Source organism: Xenorhabdus sp. SGI246 (assembly GCF_040838225.1).
Taxonomy (GTDB): Bacteria; Pseudomonadota; Gammaproteobacteria; order Enterobacterales; family Enterobacteriaceae; genus Xenorhabdus; species Xenorhabdus indica.
Map to the genome: position 1 here is coordinate 1 of NZ_JBFPEZ010000034.1, position 19,641 is coordinate 19,641.

Sequence of the window (19,641 nt, forward strand, 5' to 3'; positions counted from 1 at the left end):
ATATTAAGGGACACAGCCTAATGGCATAGGTAAAAACGGTATGATTGCTATTGCAGGAAAAACGCAGGCATTCAGCCCAGAAGGTTCTATTGGTGCTATGCTTGCAGTTAGTGGTCATAGTATTGATGCTCACTACAAAAATGGCATGGGTATCAGTAGCGAAGAATTTGGTACGGATAAAACATTTAAACAGAAACCAAATTCACAATTGATGAAAATCAATATTAAGCCTAATGATTTTCATGATCTGGAGTTAGCTGGGCGTTTTTATCACAATAAATTTACACAACGTCATGTCGATAGCTATGATTATTATCTTAAATATCATTACACACCATTCAGTGAATTAATTGATACTAAAGTGCTGCTTAGCACAGGTAATGGCGACCAGATTTTGCAGCCTGATTCTATACCGGGTTTAGGTGGAAGTGAATCACATAATAAATCTGATGCTATTGATATTAAAAATACCAGCCGGTTTAATTATGGTGATACAGACTTTGCGTTTACTCTTGGTAGTAAATTGATGCACACTGAATATAAAAAGAAGGTGTTCATAGGTCTTGGTACTGAAAATACAGTAAAAAAAGAAGACAATCAGTTTTCACCAGGTGGAAAGCAGGATATTACTAGCATTTATAGTCGGTTTAAAATAGAGCATGGTATTTATACCGCCGATTTAGGACTGAATTATTTAGACTATAGCCTTAAGGGATTTAAACCAGCCTGTGATCCCCGAATTTCTTGTTTCCCTCAAGGAGCTTCTCAAGTAAGTTTAAAAAATCGTGGATTTAATCCAAGTATTTTATTATCAGCAGAAATTACACCTGCATTCCAGCCATTCATAACTTATACGCATGCAATGCGGGCACCAAATGCACAGGAAGTTTTCTATTCTAATGAAGGCGGAATTTCTATGAACCCATTCCTGAAAGGAGAAAAGGCAGATACTTATCAGATTGGGTTTAATAGTTATCGTCCGAACTTATTTATAGAAGGGGATTCATTCCGTTTAAAAGCAACGATGTTTCATACCAAAATCAAAAACTATATCTTCAGTGAATCTTATCTGGTTTGTGCAGAAGGTAGAATTTGTAAGAATGATGGAACATTGACAAATGAAGAGTGGGGAAGGGTTGATCCTAACTTTAATATATATATTTATGGTAATAGTCTGAAACCGATAACTATGCGTGGCTATGAGCTTTCGGTCAATTATGATGCTGGTATATTCTATAGCTTATTAGCATATAGCCAGCAGAAAACACAACAGCCAGCCTCACTTTCGGCAAGTATTATGGGAACAAGCTACGCATCTCAGTTACCGGAGCGTTATATGACATTGGATACTGGCGTTCGTTTACTGGAAGAAAAAATTCGTGTTGGTGCGATAGTGAAATATACAGGTCAGTCTTATCACCAAAATTCTAATGTAGATGGAAATGCGGAAATTAGTAATAAGATGGTAAAAGATCATAAGATACCGACCATTATTGATTTATATACGGATTATCAAATCAATAAGAATATTTCTGTTAAATTTTCTGTACAGAACGTGGCTAACAAAAACTATTCAGATGCTCTGAATCGTATGAATTCTTCACCAAATATATCGGAAGGGGAAGTTGTAGCTCAAACAGCCCGCGGCAGAACTTATGTTATGAGTGCAGAAGTTCGCTTCTGATAACTATGTTTTTTAGATGCTCGCCATACTATATATACGCATTAAACTTCAAGTTGCAATTTACAACACTATATGAAACCTGATTTCTCCCCGCTTCGCGGGGAGAAATCACACGCATCTTGAAGTTAGATTGGTATAGTAGGTATTCTTATTTGTTAGTATATCTGGTGAGCTGGATGATTTTATTAATAATATTATCGAATCAGAAAAAAATCAGGAAAGTTATTCTCTAACTTTTTGTCCTATGGAAGGAATGATTAAACTTAAATTATCCAAAGCTAATGATGCAATTGGGAGTTATACATTAGGTTTTGAATTTTCAAGTGAAATTCGCTCAGAAATTGTGTTGTCAGGAACAACCAGAATTGGTCAAAGTTATATTCCATTGATTATTCAGGGGTTGAGATCATTGCTGCAAGATTAGCAGCGAAAATGCTGCTAATCTTAATATCATAAAGTTCTGTCACTCCAGATACTGTAACCGGAAGTATTTTCAGCATGGTTTTTCCACACAATGTCTTTATAAATTATGGATATTATTTCTTGCGGTTGTCGATCATTATGAGTAATACCCTCCAGTTTTTCGTTATCTGAAATTGCCATTCCTAATAACGGAGAAGATTTATCAATAAGCTTTATAAACTCCAGAGGATGATGCATAACATTTTGATTTCTAATTATGCTGTGTCTAATTGATAAAACGAATATCTCATCTTCATGGCGTTGCTGATATTGATTTCCTATAGAAGCTTGGTACTTATCACAAAACAGATAAGACACTTTTATAAGTTATTTTTTCTCTTACTAACTTTTTTCACTTGGATTACTTGGCTCTCAATCCAGCCATCCAGCAATCGGGTTTTCAGCGAATCACCAACTTTGACCTGTTTAACCTGCTTCAACAACTTCCCATCTGGAGTTTCACTAATACTATAACCACGACTCAACGTTGCCAACGGGCTTACGGTCTCCATGCGTGAACAGGAAACCGCAAATCTCTCTTTATAACGGGATAACTGTCGCTCTATTGCCTGTTTGAGCCGAAAATCATGTTGTTGAATATGCTGGCTATAATGTCGTATTTCTTGCTCAGGGCTATTTTGTAACAGTTTTTGATTTAATTTTTCATAGGACATTGAATTCTGTTTCAGGCAGCGTAATAAACCATCGATCAATTTTTGACGTAATTCAGATAAACGATTTTGTTGACGTGCCAACCGAAAATCAGGCCGTTGTTGTTGGAGCCGATATTGTAATTCATTAAAAATTCTCTGCTTTTTAGCAAAAAAGTAATCCATCGCCATTTCGAGGTGCTGTTGCAGGGACTGAACTTGTCTCCACAATTCAATTTGATTACGGCTAACCAATTCTGCCGCCGCAGAAGGCGTCGGAGCACGCAAGTCAGCCACAAAATCTGCAATTGTGACATCGGTTTCATGTCCAACAGCACTAACGATAGGTATTTGGCTCTGAAATATCGCACGTGCTACCTGCTCGTCATTGAAACACCATAAATCCTCCAACGAACCGCCACCACGCCCAACAATCAAAATATCACACTCTTGTCGGATATTTGCCAGTTCAATAGCCCGAATAATCTGCAATGGAGCTTCTGCACCCTGAACCGCAGTAGGATAAATAATAATGGGTAAAGAAGGATCACGACGTTTCAGAATATTTAGAATATCGTGTAATGCTGCGCCACTGGCTGAGGTGATCACTCCAAGGCGTTTGGCAGGTGAGGGTAGTGGTTTTTTATAGATTTGCTCGAACAATCCTTCTGCAGCGAGTTTCTGTTTCAATACTTCAAATTGTTGTTGCAATAATCCGTCGCCAGCAGGTTGGATGCTTTCTACTATCAGTTGATAATCACCACGTGGTTCATACAGGGTGATTTGTGCTCTGACCAACACTTGCTGACCATTTTGTGGACGGAACGTGGCTCGTAGATTATAACTACGAAACATCGCTGCCCGGATTTGCGCCCGTTCATCTTTCAGCGTGAAATACCAGTGCCCGGATGAAGGTTGGGAAAAGTTAGAAATTTCAGCACTTAGCCAAATTCTACCCATTTCCAGCTCCAATAGCTGACGAACCGTCTGATTCAGACGACTAACAGAAAAAATTCCAGTGTTGGTTGGCAGTGACATGTGAGCTAGATCAAATTTTAAAACAAGGACTTAATTGATTGATAATAACTACTCATAATTACTAATCAAGAAATTTTTTCAGAAAATGCTGGAGGCAACCGATTACGGCCTGTATAATGCCGCGGCAATATTTTATCCCTTATTGCCACATAGCTTGGTGAGATATTGCCCATGTTACGAATTAAAAAAGAAGCATTAACTTTTGACGACGTCTTGTTGGTTCCTGCCCACTCTACAGTTCTGCCAAATACAGCAGATTTGTCCACGCAATTAACATCTACTATTCGCCTGAACGTGCCTATGCTTTCTGCGGCAATGGATACCGTGACGGAATCTGCACTGGCTATCGCACTGGCACAGGAAGGGGGAATTGGCTTCATTCATAAAAATATGTCTATCGAGCGTCAGGCTGAAGAAGTCAGTCGCGTGAAAAAGCATGAAAGTGGTGTTGTGACTAATCCCGTAACTGTAACGCCACAAACGACATTGCGTGCAGTCAATGAACTGACTGAGCGTAATGGTTTCGCCGGTTACCCGGTAGTGACAGAAGCGAATGAGTTGGTGGGTATCATTACAGGTCGTGATGTCCGTTTTGTGACTGATTTGGATCTGCCTGTTACAGCAGTTATGACGCCGAAAGCGCGTTTAGTCACTGTAAAAGAAGGTGAAGCCCGCGAAGTCGTGTTGCAGAAAATGCATGAGAAGCGTGTTGAAAAAGCGCTGGTTGTTGATGATAACTTCCATTTGCTTGGCATGATTACTGTGAAAGATTTCCAGAAAGCAGAACGTAAACCGAATGCCTGCAAAGATGAACAGGGGCGTCTGCGTGTTGGTGCTGCGGTTGGTGCTGGTGCGGGCAACGAAGAGCGTGTTGATGCACTGGTTGCCGCGGGTGTAGACGTGCTATTGATTGACTCATCCCATGGCCATTCAGAAGGTGTTTTGCAGCGTATCCGTGAAACTCGTGCCAAGTATCCTAATCTGCAAATTATCGGTGGTAACGTAGCGACGGGTGAAGGTGCCAAAGCACTGGTAGAAGCAGGTGTGAACGCAGTTAAAGTCGGTATTGGTCCAGGCTCTATCTGTACGACTCGTATCGTTACTGGTGTTGGTGTTCCGCAAATTACTGCAATCGCTGATGCAGTAGAAGCGCTGGAAGGAACTGGGATTCCAGTAATTGCTGACGGCGGTATCCGTTTCTCAGGTGACATTGCCAAAGCCATTGCAGCGGGTGCATCCTGTGTGATGGTAGGTTCAATGTTGGCGGGGACAGAAGAATCTCCGGGTGAAATCGAACTTTACCAAGGCCGTTCATTCAAATCTTATCGCGGAATGGGTTCTTTGGGCGCCATGTCCAAAGGCTCTTCTGACCGTTACTTCCAGACTGATAATGCGGCTGATAAATTGGTGCCAGAAGGTATCGAAGGCCGTGTTGCGTATAAGGGACTGCTGAAAAATATCGTCCACCAACAAATGGGTGGTTTGCGCTCCTGCATGGGATTGACGGGTTGTGGCACGATTGGTGAACTGAGAACTAAAGCAGAATTTGTTCGCATCAGTGGTGCCGGTATTCAGGAAAGCCACGTCCATGACGTGACTATTACCAAAGAATCACCGAACTATCGTTTAGGTTTGTAATTTATTTATTAAGGTGGCCCGCAATTGCGGGTCACTAACTTTTATTGTTTTATTGCCACTTGTTTTGGGAATTCACCTCGAATGACAACTAATATCCATCAACATCGCATTCTGGTCCTTGATTTTGGCTCACAATATACGCAGCTAATTGCCCGACGTATTCGTGAAATTGGTGTTTATTGTGAACTTTGGACATGGAATGTCACTGAAGAACAAATCCGCGCATTTAACCCGAACGGCATTATCCTTTCTGGTGGCCCCGAAAGCACAACTGAAAACGACAGTCCATGTGCACCAGAGTATGTTTTCAACGCAGGTGTGCCGGTATTGGGAATTTGCTATGGTATGCAAACCATGTCCATGCAACTGGGCGGAGAAGTTTCTAATTCTAATGAGCGTGAATTCGGCTATGCTCAGGTTGAGATCAAAAGTGACAGTAAGTTGTTCCGTGGTATTCAGGATGCACTGAATGAATCAGGTACGCCGATACTGGATGTGTGGATGAGCCATGGTGATAAAGTAACAGCTATTCCCGAAGGGTTCACAACTGTAGCCAGCACAGATAGCTGCCCATTTGCTATCATGGCAAATGATGAAAAACGTTTTTATGGTGTGCAATTCCATCCGGAAGTGACTCATACTTATCAAGGTTTGAATATCCTGAAACGTTTTGTGCTGGATATTTGTCAATGTGAAGCACTGTGGACGCCAGCTTCCATTATTGACGATATCGTAGAACGTCTGCGTGCACAGATTGGCGATGATCACGTTATTCTGGCGTTGTCTGGTGGTGTTGATTCTTCTGTAACTGCACTGCTGCTGAATCGTGCAATTGGTAAGCGTCTGACTTGTGTATTTGTAGACAATGGACTGCTGCGCCTAAATGAAGCCGATCAAGTTATGGAAATGTTTGCGGGTAAATTTGACCTGGATATTGTCCATGTTAAAGCGGAAGATCGCTTCCTTTCTGCGCTGGCGGGAATTGATGATCCAGAAGCTAAACGCAAAACTATTGGTCATGTGTTTATTGATGTATTTGATGAAGAAGCTGCAAAACAGACTCAGGTCAAATGGCTGGCACAAGGCACGATTTATCCAGACGTTATCGAATCTGCGGCTTCTGCGACAGGTAACGCGCATGTGATCAAATCTCACCACAATGTGGGTGGTTTGCCGGAAGATATGACACTGGGTCTGGTTGAGCCACTGAAAGAGCTATTTAAAGATGAAGTTCGTCGTATTGGCCTGGAACTGGGCCTGCCATATGACATGCTGTATCGCCATCCATTCCCAGGGCCGGGTCTTGGTGTTCGCGTACTGGGTGAAGTGAAAAAAGAATACTGTGACTTGCTGCGTCGTGCCGATGCTATCTTTATTGAAGAATTGCATAAGGCGGATCTGTATAATAAAGTTAGTCAGGCATTCACCGTATTCCTGCCAGTTCGGTCTGTTGGTGTAATGGGCGATGGTCGTAAATATGACTGGGTTGTATCTCTGCGAGCAGTAGAAACCATTGACTTTATGACCGCGCATTGGGCACATTTGCCATATGATTTCCTGGGTCGCGTATCGAACCGTATTATTAATGAGGTCAATGGCATATCGCGAGTTGTTTATGATATCAGCGGTAAACCGCCAGCAACAATCGAGTGGGAATAATCTAAAGCTTTCCTAAGCCTCACTAAATCATCATGATTTTCTAATTAAGACCCTGAAATCAGGGTCTTTTTATACTCATATCTCACCCAATCACACCATATCAGCAGGTCATTTCTGTCGGTATCATAAAAATATATATAGTAAGGTGGTAAAATAATCATCATAGTCAGATGCGATGTGAGATGATAAAATAAATTATGCATTCTGGCTCTCATTTATCTTTTCTATGTTCTTTGTTAGTTAACAATAACGTATATAGTGATAATAATAATTAAATATTATATTTTACATCGACTATTATTCAATGTAATGTGAATTGAATCCCATCTAAAAATGGAATTTATCATATTCACATTAGGCCGTTGATTATGAATAAGAAAATGATGTTAATAGGTATTGCCATTCCCTCTATATTATTTTGGGAAATGGCTTTGGCAAGCAGCAAAATTATTCCTTTTACTGAGAATGATGCGAAGTTTGCGAAATCTTTAGTTGATAATGATGTCAATAAGTTATTTTCTGGCGGTAGGGTATCCGGTAATTATGGATATAAGTACATAACTGCAAGAGATTTATACAGAAAATATTCTGAAAATGAAGTAAGAGCAGACAGAGAGTTAAAATATAAAAAAGTCATTATTTCTGGAAGAATTAAAAATATAAATAATTATCCTTCTGATGGTAAATCGTTTATTGCATTAAGTGCCGGCAGTTTCTTAGATACTGTGCATGCAACATTAAGTAATAATTTTCAAGATTATGTCCTTGAATTACATAAGGGGCAAAAGATCACCCTGGCATGCGAAGTGGTTGGAACAGTCGTTGGTGAGCCTGTTGTAAAGGATTGCATACCAGAAAGCAACGCGAAAGAGCAAGTAACCCAGTCTCTGGTATTCCAAGTTAATAGGGCAATTAATGGTGATAGGGATGAGTCTGATAAGAAAGGTGTTGCTATAGCGGCGTTATCAAAATTAGTTAGTTTATCCACTAACAACTTCTCTATTTGTAAGAGAATTGATATATCTTGCCTGCAACAAGCAAATAATCCAAAGTGGAAAAAGTTTGCAGCAGAAAATAAAGAGCAAATAGAGCAGTATAAAAAAATGTTGGATAATCAAAAATAAACGACCCCCGATTAGAGTGATCAGAATCACTATGAATATTATGCCTTCAACTGATAATCGTAAACTTATACCGACTGGCTCTCATACACAGCGGTTGAAATCTGATATGGTGAATTTCCCCCAATAATTTGCATTTGGAACATTATGATTTCAGCATTAGCTATCAATAATTATCGTTCTATTCGCGATCTTCGTATCGTACTTGGTCCCCTTAATGTAATTACAGGAGCAAACGGTAGCGGTAAATCTAATTTATACCGCGCACTACGCTTACTATCTGAGACAGCACAAGGTGGTGTTGTTAATTCTCTGGCACTTGAAGGTGGGTTGGACTCTGCGTTTTGGGCAGGGCCGGAAACTTTTTCGAGAACAGCGCGTGCGGGAGGGGTAGTGCAAGGGGGAGTGAGAAAAGGGGTAAAGCGATTACGTCTCGGATTTGCGACAGATTCATTTGGTTATTCTATTTCCCTTGGTTTACCTGAGCCGTCACAGTCTGCTTTTGCGTTAGATCCTGAAATTAAACAAGAAGGTATTTGGGGTGGAGAATGTTATCATCCGGCTGGTTTACTGGTTGAGCGCAAAGGCCCGATCATCCGGGTTCGGGAAGGCCGAAGATGGCAAATCGCATCAGAACACATTAACAATTTTACCAGCATGTTTGATCAACTGGCTGATCCTTTAACTGCTCCGGAAGTTTTTCATATGCGTGAATTTATTCGTGGTTGGCGCTTCTATGATCATTTCCGTACTGATAGTGATGCTCCGGCTCGTAAGGCGCAGATTGGGACACGAACTCCTGTATTGCGTCATGATGGACGTGATCTGGCTGCTGCGTTGCAAACAATTCGTGAAATTGGTGACGCACAATTGCTGGATGAGTCTGTTGATGATGCTTTCCCTGGCGCTTTGGTAGCAATGTCTCGTTCCACAGAAGGGCTGTTTACTATACAGTTTCAGCAACATGGTTTAATCCGTCCTCTTTCTGGTGCGGAATTGTCAGATGGAACACTGCGTTATTTATTATGGATCGCTGCATTACTAACTCCACGCCCACCGTCAATGATGGTATTAAACGAACCAGAAACGAGTCTCCATCCAGAACTTTTGCCTTCATTAGCTAAATTGATTATAAAGGCATCCAGTCAAACACAAGTGTGGGTCATTTCACATTCACCAGACTTGATTGCGGCACTAAAGCAATCTTCACACTGTCAGCATATTCAACTCAAAAAGCAACTTGGTGAAACCCATGTGACTGATATAAATATGTTGGAAGAACCGTTATGGCGTTGGCCAGATAAGAATTAATATCTTGTTTTCTCAGCCGTACTTTTCTCTACCAACCATGCCTTATCAGACAGAGATTGTGACTCTTTTCACGTTTTACAGTAGATAAACCTAAAGCTAGGAAATATTCCTAGCTTAACTAAGACTATAGCTCAAGCCAATCTTTTATCACTTCTTTATACTGACAGTAACAACAATTCCTACGAAAAATTTCGCGTTTCAGCGATCCACCTTTTTTCCACCTATATTAAAAAGGCTCTTTTTATCGTGATTATCTGAGGATTTCACATGTTTAAAATTCTTGAACAAGTCCGCCAACCGACGTTGGATTTACCAATCGAAGTACGCCGCAAAATGTGGTTTAAGCCCTTTATACAGTCCTATTTGGTGGTTTTTATTGGTTATATGGCTATGTATCTGGTGCGAAAGAACTTTAATATTGCCCAGAACGATATGGTTTCCACTTATGGTTTGTCGATGACCCAGCTTGGTCTGATAGGGTTGGGTTTTTCTATTACTTATGGTGTTGGTAAAACCTTAGTCGCTTACTATGCTGATGGGAAGAATACTAAGCAATTCTTGCCATTTATGTTGATCTTATCTGGCCTTGCCATGCTTGGTTTTAGTATGAGTATGGGCAATTCAGGCATCAGTGTTTTCTTGATGGTAGCATTTTATGCTTTGAGTGGTTTTTTTCAGAGTATAGGAGGCCCGGCAAGCTATTCCACCATTACCAAATGGACACCCCGTAGTAAGCGGGGAACTTATCTTGGACTGTGGAATATGTCACATAACGTTGGTGGTGCAGGCGCTGCAGGAGTTGCATTGTTTGGTGCTAACTATTTGTTTGATGGTCATGTGATAGGGATGTTTATTTTCCCTTCTATCATTGCATTGATCATTGGTTTTATCGGCTTACGTTACGGTAGCGACTCACCGGAAAGTTACGGCTTGGGTAAAGTTGAAGAATTGTTTGGTGAGAAGGTCAGCGAAGAAGATATTGCGGCAGAAGAAAACAAAATGACCAAGCGTGAGATCTTTGTTGAATATGTCCTGAAAAACCAAGTGATTTGGCTTCTTTGCTTTGCCAATATTTTCCTTTATATCGTGCGGATTGGTATCGACCAATGGTCAACAGTATATGCATATCAGGAGTTAGGGCACTCTAAAGAGATTGCGATTTCTGGTTTTACTATGTTTGAAGTTGGCGCGTTGGTGGGAACGCTAATGTGGGGTTATTTATCAGATTTGGCAAATGGTCGTCGTGCTCTGGTCGCATGTATCTCATTAGGCTTAATCATTGTCAGTCTTGAGTTCTATCAACATGCAACCAGCGAGTTTATGTATTTAGGCTCCCTGTTTGTACTCGGATTTTTGGTATTTGGCCCACAGTTGTTGATTGGTGTGGCAGCCGTTGGTTTTGTACCCAAAAAGGCAATTAGTGTTGCAGATGGTGTTAAAGGTACTTTTGCGTATTTAATCGGTGACAGCTTTGCCAAATTAGGCTTGGGGATGATTGCAGATGGTGTGCCTATTTTTGGTTTAACGGGATGGAAAGGTACTTTTGCGGCACTTGATATTTCTGCATTTATTTGTATCAGCTTACTTGTTTTTGTTGCCATTGCTGAAGAGCGAAAAATCCGAAGCAGCAGAAAATTACAGTAAATTCTATAGAAAATATTCTGACGCTACTGTTTCATCCACAGTAGCGTCTTTGGGCGAAACGTATCCGTTCCTAGTTTATTGCACAGCTATATTAATGAGAGTAATTTATATGGTTTTTCTGATCTGATAATAAATAACGATGATTAAAGTAGCGTTAGTCGATGACCATGTAGTGGTACGCTCTGGTTTTGCTCAGTTACTGAGTTTAGAACTTGATATTGAGGTTGTTGGTGAATTTAGTTCGTGTGCCGAAGCGAGGCATGGGCTTCCTGGCTCTGGGGCAATGGTCTGTATTCGTTAGTTTTTTTTGCTATTGGATTTTTCGTTTTTGGTCCACAGCTATTGATTGGTATGGCCGCAGCGGAATGCTCGCATAAAGATTCAGCGGGGGCAGCAACGGGATTTGTTGGCTTATTTGCCTATACTGGGGCAGCGCTGAGTGGTTATCCATTTGCAATTATCTTAGAAAATTACCACTGGACCGGCTTATTTATTACGATTTCTGTTTGTGCTGTTATGATTGGCTTATTATTACTGCCTTTTTTGCAAGCCCAATTTCCCCGGCAAAGGGAACAGAGTTAATTATTCTCACTAAGGTGTAATCTCTGTCGATTACACCAATCTTCTTTAGTTAACTCCCATATTTCACAATCGTATTTACCTGATACATACTCTTTTGTCTCGGTTCTTATAACTTTCATGCCTTCAGCTAATGAAATCTTTCTTGAATTATCATTGACTTTGGCTTTAGATACCCTGAGTACGGTGTTGCCTAATTCATTAAACCAGTAACTCGTAACTCTTTCACATGCTTCGCGCATTAATCCGCGCCCTTGATATTCCAAAGAGAGCCAAAAACCGCGATTATTATCGTGTTTGTTATATAACCCGATGATACCAATCAGCTCATTAGGATTAGTTTTAATTCTGAGTGACCAGATATAGGCTTTTTGATCTTGTATTGCTGGCATAGCAATGTTATTGACGAAATATTGTCCGCCATTATCAGGATATGGCCAGGGTACGGAGTGGCTGTCTAAATATTTTACGATGTCCCAGTGAGGAAACTTTTGTTGGATTTGAGAAGCATCATCATAAGCCAATTTCTTTAACAAAAGGCGTTTAGTTTCCAGATCATTAAATGACATATTTTTAACCGTTTAATCAAATGTTAATTTCTTGTGAGGGATATAATGGGTTTTAGAGGGTTAGCAGTCAATCTGATATCACCCGGTTTTATAAAAACATGCTAAACGAAACATGGTATAGTAGCTTTTTGTTCTGTCTTTTATCCCATCGGAATGTTATGTCTTATCAATGCCCATTATGTCATTTGCCACTGCTGTTTTCTCATCATCAATGGCGCTGTGAAAAGAATCATCAGTTTGATTGTGCAAAAGAAGGTTATGTTAATTTGCTACCAGTTCAGCATAAACGTTCAAAAGAACCGGGTGATAGTGCTGAGATGATGCAGGCGAGAAGGGCGTTTTTACAAGCAGGTTATTATCAGATACTACAACAAAAAGTTATTGAATTATTTGATTGTTTTTTACCTGAACGAACTAAGGCATTGCTGGATATTGGTTGCGGAGAAGGTTATTACACTGCATCGGTACAAAAGGCGTTAAACCTTAAACGGCATATTACAGTGTATGGCTTGGATGTAGCGAAAATTGCTGTTCGTTATGGGGCTAAGCGTTACCCGGATGTCAGCTTTTGTGTGGCGTCCAGCCATCGATTGCCGTTTACAGATCGTTCTCTTGATGGGGTTTTGCGAATTTATGCTCCTTGCAAAGCGGCGGAATTATCCAGAGTAGTAAAATCAGAAGGCATTGTCCTGACTGTTACACCTGGCCCGCGTCATTTATATCAATTGAAAGAATTAATTTATCAGGAAGTTCATCTGCATCCTGAGAATACTGAACAATTGGAAGGTTTTGAATTGATTTCGGCGGAAACTCTGGCGTATGAAATGCAATTGGATGGTGAACAATCCTATAATTTATTACAGATGACGCCGTTTGCCTGGCGAGCCTCGGAAGAGATCAAAAACAATTTGATAGCTAAGCCGTCATTTAATTGTGAAGTTGATTTTACGTTGAAAGTTTATCGTCGTATTTAATAGGGATATAAGGTTGGATTCGGAATAGATATCTGAAAAATATCTATTCCGCAGAAAATATTAATATTCTCAGGCATACATAAATAATTTGAGATGCTCAAATAATATATTGAAACCAATAGCAATTAATACTAGTCCACCAATAAGTTCTGCACGTTTACCTAATAATGGCCCGATGTAGCGTCCGATTAGCATTCCCAGAGTAGCCATAATCATTGTCACCATTCCGATGGCCATTGCAGTATGTAATATATTTACCTGCAAAAAGGCGAGACCAACACCAATTGCCATTGCATCCAGACTGGTTGCAATAGCAGTAAATATTAATGTTAATGAACTATAGCGACGGGGTGCAGTGGATTTAATCGTGGTTTCCGGCTCGCGTTTGAAACTTTCGAAAATCATCCGGCAACCCAGGATAAACAATAATGAGAATGCCACCCAATGATCCCATTCCATAATATATTGGCTGGCATAAAGCCCCAGAGACCAGCCGATTAAAGGAGTACAGGCTTCAACTAAACCAAAAATGAGTCCAGTGCGGATTGCTTCACGTAAATGTGGGCGACGAAGAGCTGCTCCTTTACTTACGGCAGCAGCGAAAGCATCCATGGATAGAGCTAATGCGAGGGTAAGAGTTGTATAGAGATTCATTAAAATAACCTCGGCTGGGTGATTCCACATACACATAAATCACCCCCAACCAATGGTGATATTATGTGTCTATGGTCTTGCCAACCGATTTGGCATTCGTACCACGTTTTATGCAAACGAGTATGTTGATACGAATTTTCCAGAAGAATTCTGGAACAGGCTACTCCCCAATGACTGGAGTGGACAATATCATATTTGGCATAAAAGGCAAAAATATTTTACATACGTTAAATAATGAATTGATAATAGTTATCATTATCTTTTGAGGTGAAAAATAAGGCTGATGAAAATAAGGCTGATATAGTGTTACAGCCTTATTTAAAATTAATATGAATCAGGGAAGGATTATTTGTTATTCAGCAAAAATTGATAAATTTTTTCTAAGTCATCTGGGTTTATTACAGTGACATATATTTTATTTGACTCAAAATCTATCATTAAAATACCATCTTCAGATAAATTCATTGCTTTAATCTGGTTATAATCAAAGAATCGGTTGGAATAATAAAAGCCTTTTTCTTTGAATATGAGTTTAGGTGAACGAATATAACCAAGGTATATTGTTACTAAGATGATAAAAGATAATAGATAAGTCGTTAGTGGAGAACCTTGCGCTATCACATTATTGTAAATAATGATAGTTATTAAGGCGATAAATATTAAAGCATCAATTCGATGTTTTCTTTTTAATTTTATGTTTAACAGAGTCTTGCCTTTAATATGATTGATGATAATTTCGTCATAAACAGCAAAAGCGAGCATTAATAAAATTGAAATCATCAATATGATGTCATTCAGGCTCATTGTTACCTCTGATTTTCTAACTTATAGCTCTTTTTTTTATCAATGAGGGAGGAAATTTCCTCCCTATATTTTTAATAAATCAATTTTCTAATAAAACTATTTAACTAAGCCCAGAAAACCGAAATGATAACCGATGATGCCGATGACGAAGAAACCAATAATGATCCACAGAGGGTTTACTTTTTTCCGTAATAGCCACATGCAGCCAAAGGTCAGCAATAGCGGGGCAATTCCGGGGAGCAACTGGTCAAGAATAGTTTGGACCGTTGTTACCTTCTCGACTCCTGTGACGGGATCAGGTACTTTGGAAATAACAAGTGGAATATTGACTTTCGTCCAGCTATTAACCAACGCTCCCATCACGAATAGCCCCAGGATGGACGCTCCTTCTGTCATCTTTTGCAGGAAACCGCCACCCATATCTTTAACTATATCCATTCCTTTTTTATAACCATAGGCGACTCCATAGTAGCGGGTCAATAAACGCACCAGGTTGAACAAAAAGAAAAACAGAATAGGGCCAAGCATGCTGCCACTCATAGCAATTCCTGCCCCAAGTGCTGCAAAAACAGGACGGACAGTTCCCCAGAAAATAGGATCACCTACACCCGCCAACGGTCCCATTAAACCCACTTTAATACCGTTGATTGCACCATCATCGATATTAGCTCCGTTGGCTCGTTGTTCTTCCATCGCCATTGTAACGCCCAGAATAGGGGCCGCGACATAAGGATGCGTATTGAAAAACTCAAGATGGCGTTTGATAGCCAGTTTGCGTTCTTCGGTATTTTCGGGATAGAGACGACGAATAGCTGGGACCATTGAGAAACAGAAACCCAATGCCTGCATACGTTCGAAGTTCCATGAACCCTGTAATAAATTAGAGCGTAGGAAGACACCATTGATATCGCTTTGTGTCAGTTTTTTCTGCCCCAGGTTTGTTGTATCTGACATATTGTTCATCCTCTTAATCTAATTCGTTATCAAGGTTATTTGGGGTATTACCCGCAGGAGCAGCGGTCTGTGACTGGTTGTATTTAGGACTGAGTTGGATATACAGGATTGCCAGAACAGCGCCAACGACACCGAGTATAACGAGATTCTGAATATATACAGCGGCCACAAAACCGAGATAAAAGAATGGCATCAGGTAGCCAGCTCGCATCATGTTAATCACCATTGCATAACCAACAACGACGATCATACCGCCAGCAATATTAAGGCCAGTGGTAACAACTTCTGGAATAGAGTTCAGCATACTCTGAACTTCAGAGGTTCCGACAGACAATGCAACAACCAGTGCAGGCAAAGCAATACGCATTGCTTGCAGTATTAAAGCAGTAATGTGAATGATGGTGATAGCGCGTAGGTTACCATTTTCAGCAGCCTTATCTGCTGCGTGTTGGAAACCGACGGTCATAGTACGGACAATAATGGTCAGAACCTGACCCGCCGCAGCCAGAGGAATTGCCAGCGCGATACCTGCACCAACATCTTGTCCACCGGCGATAACCAGAATGGCCGAAATAATGGATGCCAGAGCTGCATCAGGGGCAATTGCTGCACCAATGTTCATCCAGCCCAGGGCGATCATTTCCAGTGTACCGCCGATGATAACGCCAGTTTTTATATCACCAAGCACTAAACCGATCAATGTACAAGCAACTAATGGACGGTGGAATTGAAATTCATCAAGAATGGACCCCATACCCGCAATACAGGCGACGATGAATATCAATAAAAGTTGAACAACGGTAATTTCCATTGTTTTCTCCTGTAACCAAATGTCATTTGGTAAGAATTTCGTTATTGAGTAATGGTTAATAAAAAAATATCTGTTTTTGTTTTTTAAGCTTTTTTGAGCAGATCCATCATATTTAAGCGTGTATCGCTGGCAACTTTGCGTGCCTCAAGCTCGATACCGCGAGAATTCAGCTTTTCGAAAGCATTAATATCTGTTGCATCAACAGAGATAGCATTGTTGATTTGGGTTTTACCTTGTTTGAAAGCCATACCGCCAATATTGACAGATTCCAGTGAAACACCGCCTTCTACAATACGCAGTACATCAGTCGGGTTGGTGAATAACAGCATAACGCGTTCACCGGCATATTTAGGGTTATTGTAAACACGGATACACTTGGCAGTATCGACTACATGTGCACTGACCCCAGGAGGTGCAACCTGCTTTAATAATGTGGAGCGCACAGTATCTTGTGCTACTTCATCACTGACTACAATGATACGTTTGACGTTGGTCTCCTTTGTCCAGCGAGTTGCAACCTGACCATGAATAAGACGATCGTCAATGCGAGCAAGGGCAATTTTCATGTGACCACCAGCAACAGGTTCAGTAGCCTGGGAAGTCGTGGGGGTTGCCGATTGGGTTGGTTCAGGTTTATCAGCCTCTTTGGCTGGCTCTGTTTTAAGGGCTCGAATTCCTTCTTTCCCTGTTTCCAATGCAACAGAAACCAATTCTTCCATTGATGGATCATCATCACGGCACATAAAGGCTTCAACCAGCATTGGTATGTTCACGCCAGTGATGATTTCGTAGTTTTCTTTGTCCATTACAATACGGTTTGCCGCATTAAATGGACTGCCACCCCAGGTATCGACAAAAAATAAGACCCCTTGTGTTGTATCAAGCAACTCCAGTTTCTTATTGTATTTCTCGAATAACGTATCGGCATTTTCACCGGGCACAAAGTCGATATAAGAAACGTTTTCTTGTTCCCCAATCAACATCTCTGTGGTGCGAAGCAATTGCTCCGCAGCAGCCCCGTGTGTGCCAATCATAATGGCTATACTCACTTGTTTTCCCCTTTCTGTAACAATTGAACTCGGATTTATTGCAAGCTCATATTTAATACTTCCAATATGTTGCACTATACCCATCGCCTTTCAAGATGGAGCCTTGAAGTTCATAGGATATATCTATTAATAATCATGACAACTATTAGCGAATATGATAGTTACAAACATCATATTTTATCGAGGATCCATCTCAAATATTCCATTTCTCATAGCCTTATATTTCGTTACATAAGAAAATATGTCATTAGATTATCATTGGAAGCATTTAAGAAAATTGCTATCAGTCAGAAAATTCAAGATAGGCTATTTTGAGAGATTAAAATAAGATTTTTATTTTACTTATCACGAATAAATAACTTATTTTTCTTTTAATTTTTGTTTTTATGATTTTTGTAACTGTTTTAGGTGATATTTTATTAATTTTTAGATAAAAAAATTTTGATACCTGAGAGCGGAAAGAAGAAAAAATGTACTTAATTGATCCGTTTCAGCCAAAAAAAATCCCTACTGTATAGCAGGGATTTTTTTCAGATAAGTAAGGTTTTACCTAAAATAGGTAACAGTTTAACTTATGAACATATTAATTAAGTTACAGATTTGATTAATCACACTGTACTTTTATTGCCAAACCGCCACGTGATGTTTCACGGTATTTGGCGTTCATGTCCTTACCCGTTTCGTACATGGTTTCAATAACTTTATCAAGTGAAACCCGTGGTTCGCTGGTACGGCGCAATGCCATACGAGCAGCATTGATAGCTTTAACTGAAGCAATGGCATTACGTTCAATACATGGAACCTGTACCTGTCCCGCAACAGGGTCACAAGTCAAGCCCAGGTTATGCTCCATGCCTATTTCGGCTGCGATGCACACTTGTTCAGGACTTGCTCCAAGTAATTCTGCAAGACCTGCCGCTGCCATTGAACAGGCAACCCCCACTTCTCCTTGACAGCCGACTTCTGCCCCAGAAATGGAAGCATTCATTTTATACAGAATGCCGATTGCACCTGATGCCAGGAAGTAGCGCGTATACAGCTCTGGAGTAACAGGCTCGATACAATGGTTGTAATAAGCCAGTACTGCCGGCACGATCCCGCATGCGCCATTGGTTGGTGCGGTAACAACACGCCCACCAGCGGCATTTTCTTCATTGACTGCCAAAGCGAACATATTGACTAAATCAACAACATTCATTGGATCATTAGACAGTTTATTTGATGAAGTCAGCATACGGTGCAGAGCGGCTGCACGACGAGGTACACGCAGAGGGCCAGGTAAAATACCTTCAGTATTCAAGCCTCGTTCAATGCAGGCCCGCATGGTGTCCCATACATCTGCAAAGTATTCAGTAATTTCTTCTTTGCTATGCAAATCCAGCTCGTTTTTCATCATCAAGCCAGAAATAGACAGCCCTGTTTTGCTGCAATTCATCAGCAAATCAGCAGCAGAGCTGAATGGGTAAGACACAGGTTTGGTATCCTGAGATGGCTTACCGAAATGTTCTTCATCAACAATAAAACCACCACCGATGGAGTAGTAAGTTTTGCTGTAAACTTTTTTGTCACCTGCAATTGCATGGATCTGCATACCATTTTCATGCAATGAAAGGTTATCGCTACGGAAATTCATACCTCCGTCACGAGGAAAATCGACTTCATGTAAACCATTTGCCAGCGGCAAACGTTGAGTTTGCTCAACATCACGAATAAAACCAGGGATTGAATCAATATCAACAGTAGCGGGCATATTACCCGCCAACCCCATGATAATGGCGATATCCGTATGATGACCTTTCCCGGTTAATGAAAGTGAGCCGTACACATCAACAGCTACACGCGTGATAGAGGACATCAGCCCCTGGTTTACAAGATCATCGACAAATTGTTTTCCTGCTTTCATAGGGCCAACAGTATGAGAGCTGGATGGGCCGATACCCACCTTAAACATGTCGAAAACGCTAATCACGCCAGACTCCTTAGAGAAGAAAGATATATAGTATATTTATAATTAAAGCGCGTTACTTTACTGTCATTTAG

General features: G+C 40.6%; 16 protein-coding genes, 2 pseudogenes and 1 riboswitch. Of the genes and pseudogenes, 9 read left to right on the top strand and 9 right to left on the bottom strand.

What is annotated here, in order from left to right; translation table 11 throughout:
* Positions 1-40: 40 nt before the first annotated feature.
* A complete protein-coding gene (locus ABLA85_RS08305) occupies positions 41-1,684 on the top strand; it encodes a TonB-dependent receptor (protein ID WP_367963043.1) in 1,644 nt (547 codons plus the stop codon).
* 450 nt (positions 1,685-2,134) lie between these two features.
* Here the strand turns inward: ABLA85_RS08305 and tssD are convergent, their stop codons facing one another.
* Positions 2,135-2,464: a type VI secretion system tube protein TssD gene (gene tssD, locus ABLA85_RS08310; protein WP_367963046.1), complete on the bottom strand. Its 330-nt coding sequence runs from the start codon at positions 2,462-2,464 to the stop codon at positions 2,135-2,137.
* 2 nt (positions 2,465-2,466) lie between these two features.
* Positions 2,467-3,834: an exodeoxyribonuclease VII large subunit gene (gene xseA, locus ABLA85_RS08315; protein ID WP_367963048.1), complete on the bottom strand. Its 1,368-nt coding sequence runs from the start codon at positions 3,832-3,834 to the stop codon at positions 2,467-2,469.
* Positions 3,835-4,005: 171 nt separating this feature from the next.
* On the opposite strand from xseA, the gene guaB reads away from it, so the two are divergent.
* The 7 genes and pseudogenes from guaB to ABLA85_RS08350 form a co-directional block, all read left to right on the top strand.
* A complete protein-coding gene (gene guaB / locus ABLA85_RS08320; protein ID WP_367963049.1) occupies positions 4,006-5,472 on the top strand; it encodes an IMP dehydrogenase in 1,467 nt (488 codons plus the stop codon).
* A gap of 81 nt (positions 5,473-5,553) precedes the next feature.
* Entirely contained in the window at positions 5,554-7,131 is a 1,578-nt protein-coding gene (guaA, locus tag ABLA85_RS08325) for a glutamine-hydrolyzing GMP synthase (protein ID WP_367963051.1), read from the top strand.
* Positions 7,132-7,499: 368 nt separating this feature from the next.
* Positions 7,500-8,255, top strand: coding sequence for a hypothetical protein (locus ABLA85_RS08330; protein ID WP_367963053.1), 756 nt, complete (start codon positions 7,500-7,502; stop codon positions 8,253-8,255).
* A 144-nt stretch (positions 8,256-8,399) separates the two neighbouring features.
* Positions 8,400-9,563, top strand: a complete 1,164-nt coding sequence (locus ABLA85_RS08335; protein ID WP_367963055.1) for an AAA family ATPase — start codon at positions 8,400-8,402, stop codon at positions 9,561-9,563.
* A gap of 267 nt (positions 9,564-9,830) precedes the next feature.
* A complete protein-coding gene (gene uhpT, locus ABLA85_RS08340; protein WP_367963057.1) occupies positions 9,831-11,207 on the top strand; it encodes a hexose-6-phosphate:phosphate antiporter in 1,377 nt (458 codons plus the stop codon).
* Positions 11,208-11,346: 139 nt separating this feature from the next.
* Positions 11,347-11,502: pseudogene (locus ABLA85_RS08345) on the top strand (DNA-binding response regulator); the annotation flags it as partial.
* Positions 11,503-11,510: 8 nt separating this feature from the next.
* A pseudogene (locus ABLA85_RS08350) lies at positions 11,511-11,789 on the top strand (MFS transporter family glucose-6-phosphate receptor UhpC); the annotation flags it as partial.
* On the opposite strand, the gene ABLA85_RS08355 reads toward ABLA85_RS08350, so the two are convergent.
* A complete protein-coding gene (locus tag ABLA85_RS08355) occupies positions 11,786-12,355 on the bottom strand; it encodes a GNAT family N-acetyltransferase (RefSeq protein ID WP_367963059.1) in 570 nt (189 codons plus the stop codon). The pseudogene ABLA85_RS08350 and the gene ABLA85_RS08355 sit on opposite strands and share 4 nt — an antisense overlap.
* 158 nt (positions 12,356-12,513) lie before the next feature.
* Between ABLA85_RS08355 and rlmA the strand changes: the two genes are divergently transcribed.
* The gene (rlmA, locus tag ABLA85_RS08360) at positions 12,514-13,329 is read left to right on the top strand and encodes a 23S rRNA (guanine(745)-N(1))-methyltransferase (protein ID WP_367963061.1); all 816 of its coding nucleotides are present in this window, start codon (positions 12,514-12,516) and stop codon (positions 13,327-13,329) included.
* A gap of 69 nt (positions 13,330-13,398) precedes the next feature.
* On the opposite strand, the gene mntP is transcribed toward rlmA, so the two are convergent.
* From mntP to ABLA85_RS08390, 6 genes are all read right to left on the bottom strand, one after another.
* Entirely contained in the window at positions 13,399-13,983 is a 585-nt protein-coding gene (mntP, locus tag ABLA85_RS08365) for a manganese efflux pump MntP (RefSeq protein ID WP_367963063.1), read from the bottom strand.
* 48 nt (positions 13,984-14,031) lie between these two features.
* A riboswitch (yybP-ykoY riboswitch) is annotated at positions 14,032-14,164 on the bottom strand.
* Positions 14,165-14,328: 164 nt separating this feature from the next.
* Positions 14,329-14,787 (bottom strand): DUF986 family protein, encoded by a 459-nt coding sequence (locus ABLA85_RS08370; protein ID WP_367963065.1) that lies wholly within the window; start codon positions 14,785-14,787, stop codon positions 14,329-14,331.
* A 96-nt stretch (positions 14,788-14,883) separates the two neighbouring features.
* Positions 14,884-15,741, bottom strand: coding sequence for a PTS mannose transporter subunit IID (locus ABLA85_RS08375; RefSeq protein ID WP_367963067.1), 858 nt, complete (start codon positions 15,739-15,741; stop codon positions 14,884-14,886).
* Between the two features lie 13 nt (positions 15,742-15,754).
* Positions 15,755-16,552, bottom strand: a complete 798-nt coding sequence (locus ABLA85_RS08380) for a PTS mannose/fructose/sorbose transporter subunit IIC (protein WP_367963069.1) — start codon at positions 16,550-16,552, stop codon at positions 15,755-15,757.
* A gap of 83 nt (positions 16,553-16,635) precedes the next feature.
* Positions 16,636-17,601: a PTS mannose transporter subunit IIAB gene (manX, locus tag ABLA85_RS08385; protein WP_367963071.1), complete on the bottom strand. Its 966-nt coding sequence runs from the start codon at positions 17,599-17,601 to the stop codon at positions 16,636-16,638.
* 604 nt (positions 17,602-18,205) lie between these two features.
* The gene (locus ABLA85_RS08390) at positions 18,206-19,570 is read right to left on the bottom strand and encodes an L-serine ammonia-lyase (protein ID WP_367963073.1); all 1,365 of its coding nucleotides are present in this window, start codon (positions 19,568-19,570) and stop codon (positions 18,206-18,208) included.
* Positions 19,571-19,641 lie beyond the last annotated feature (71 nt).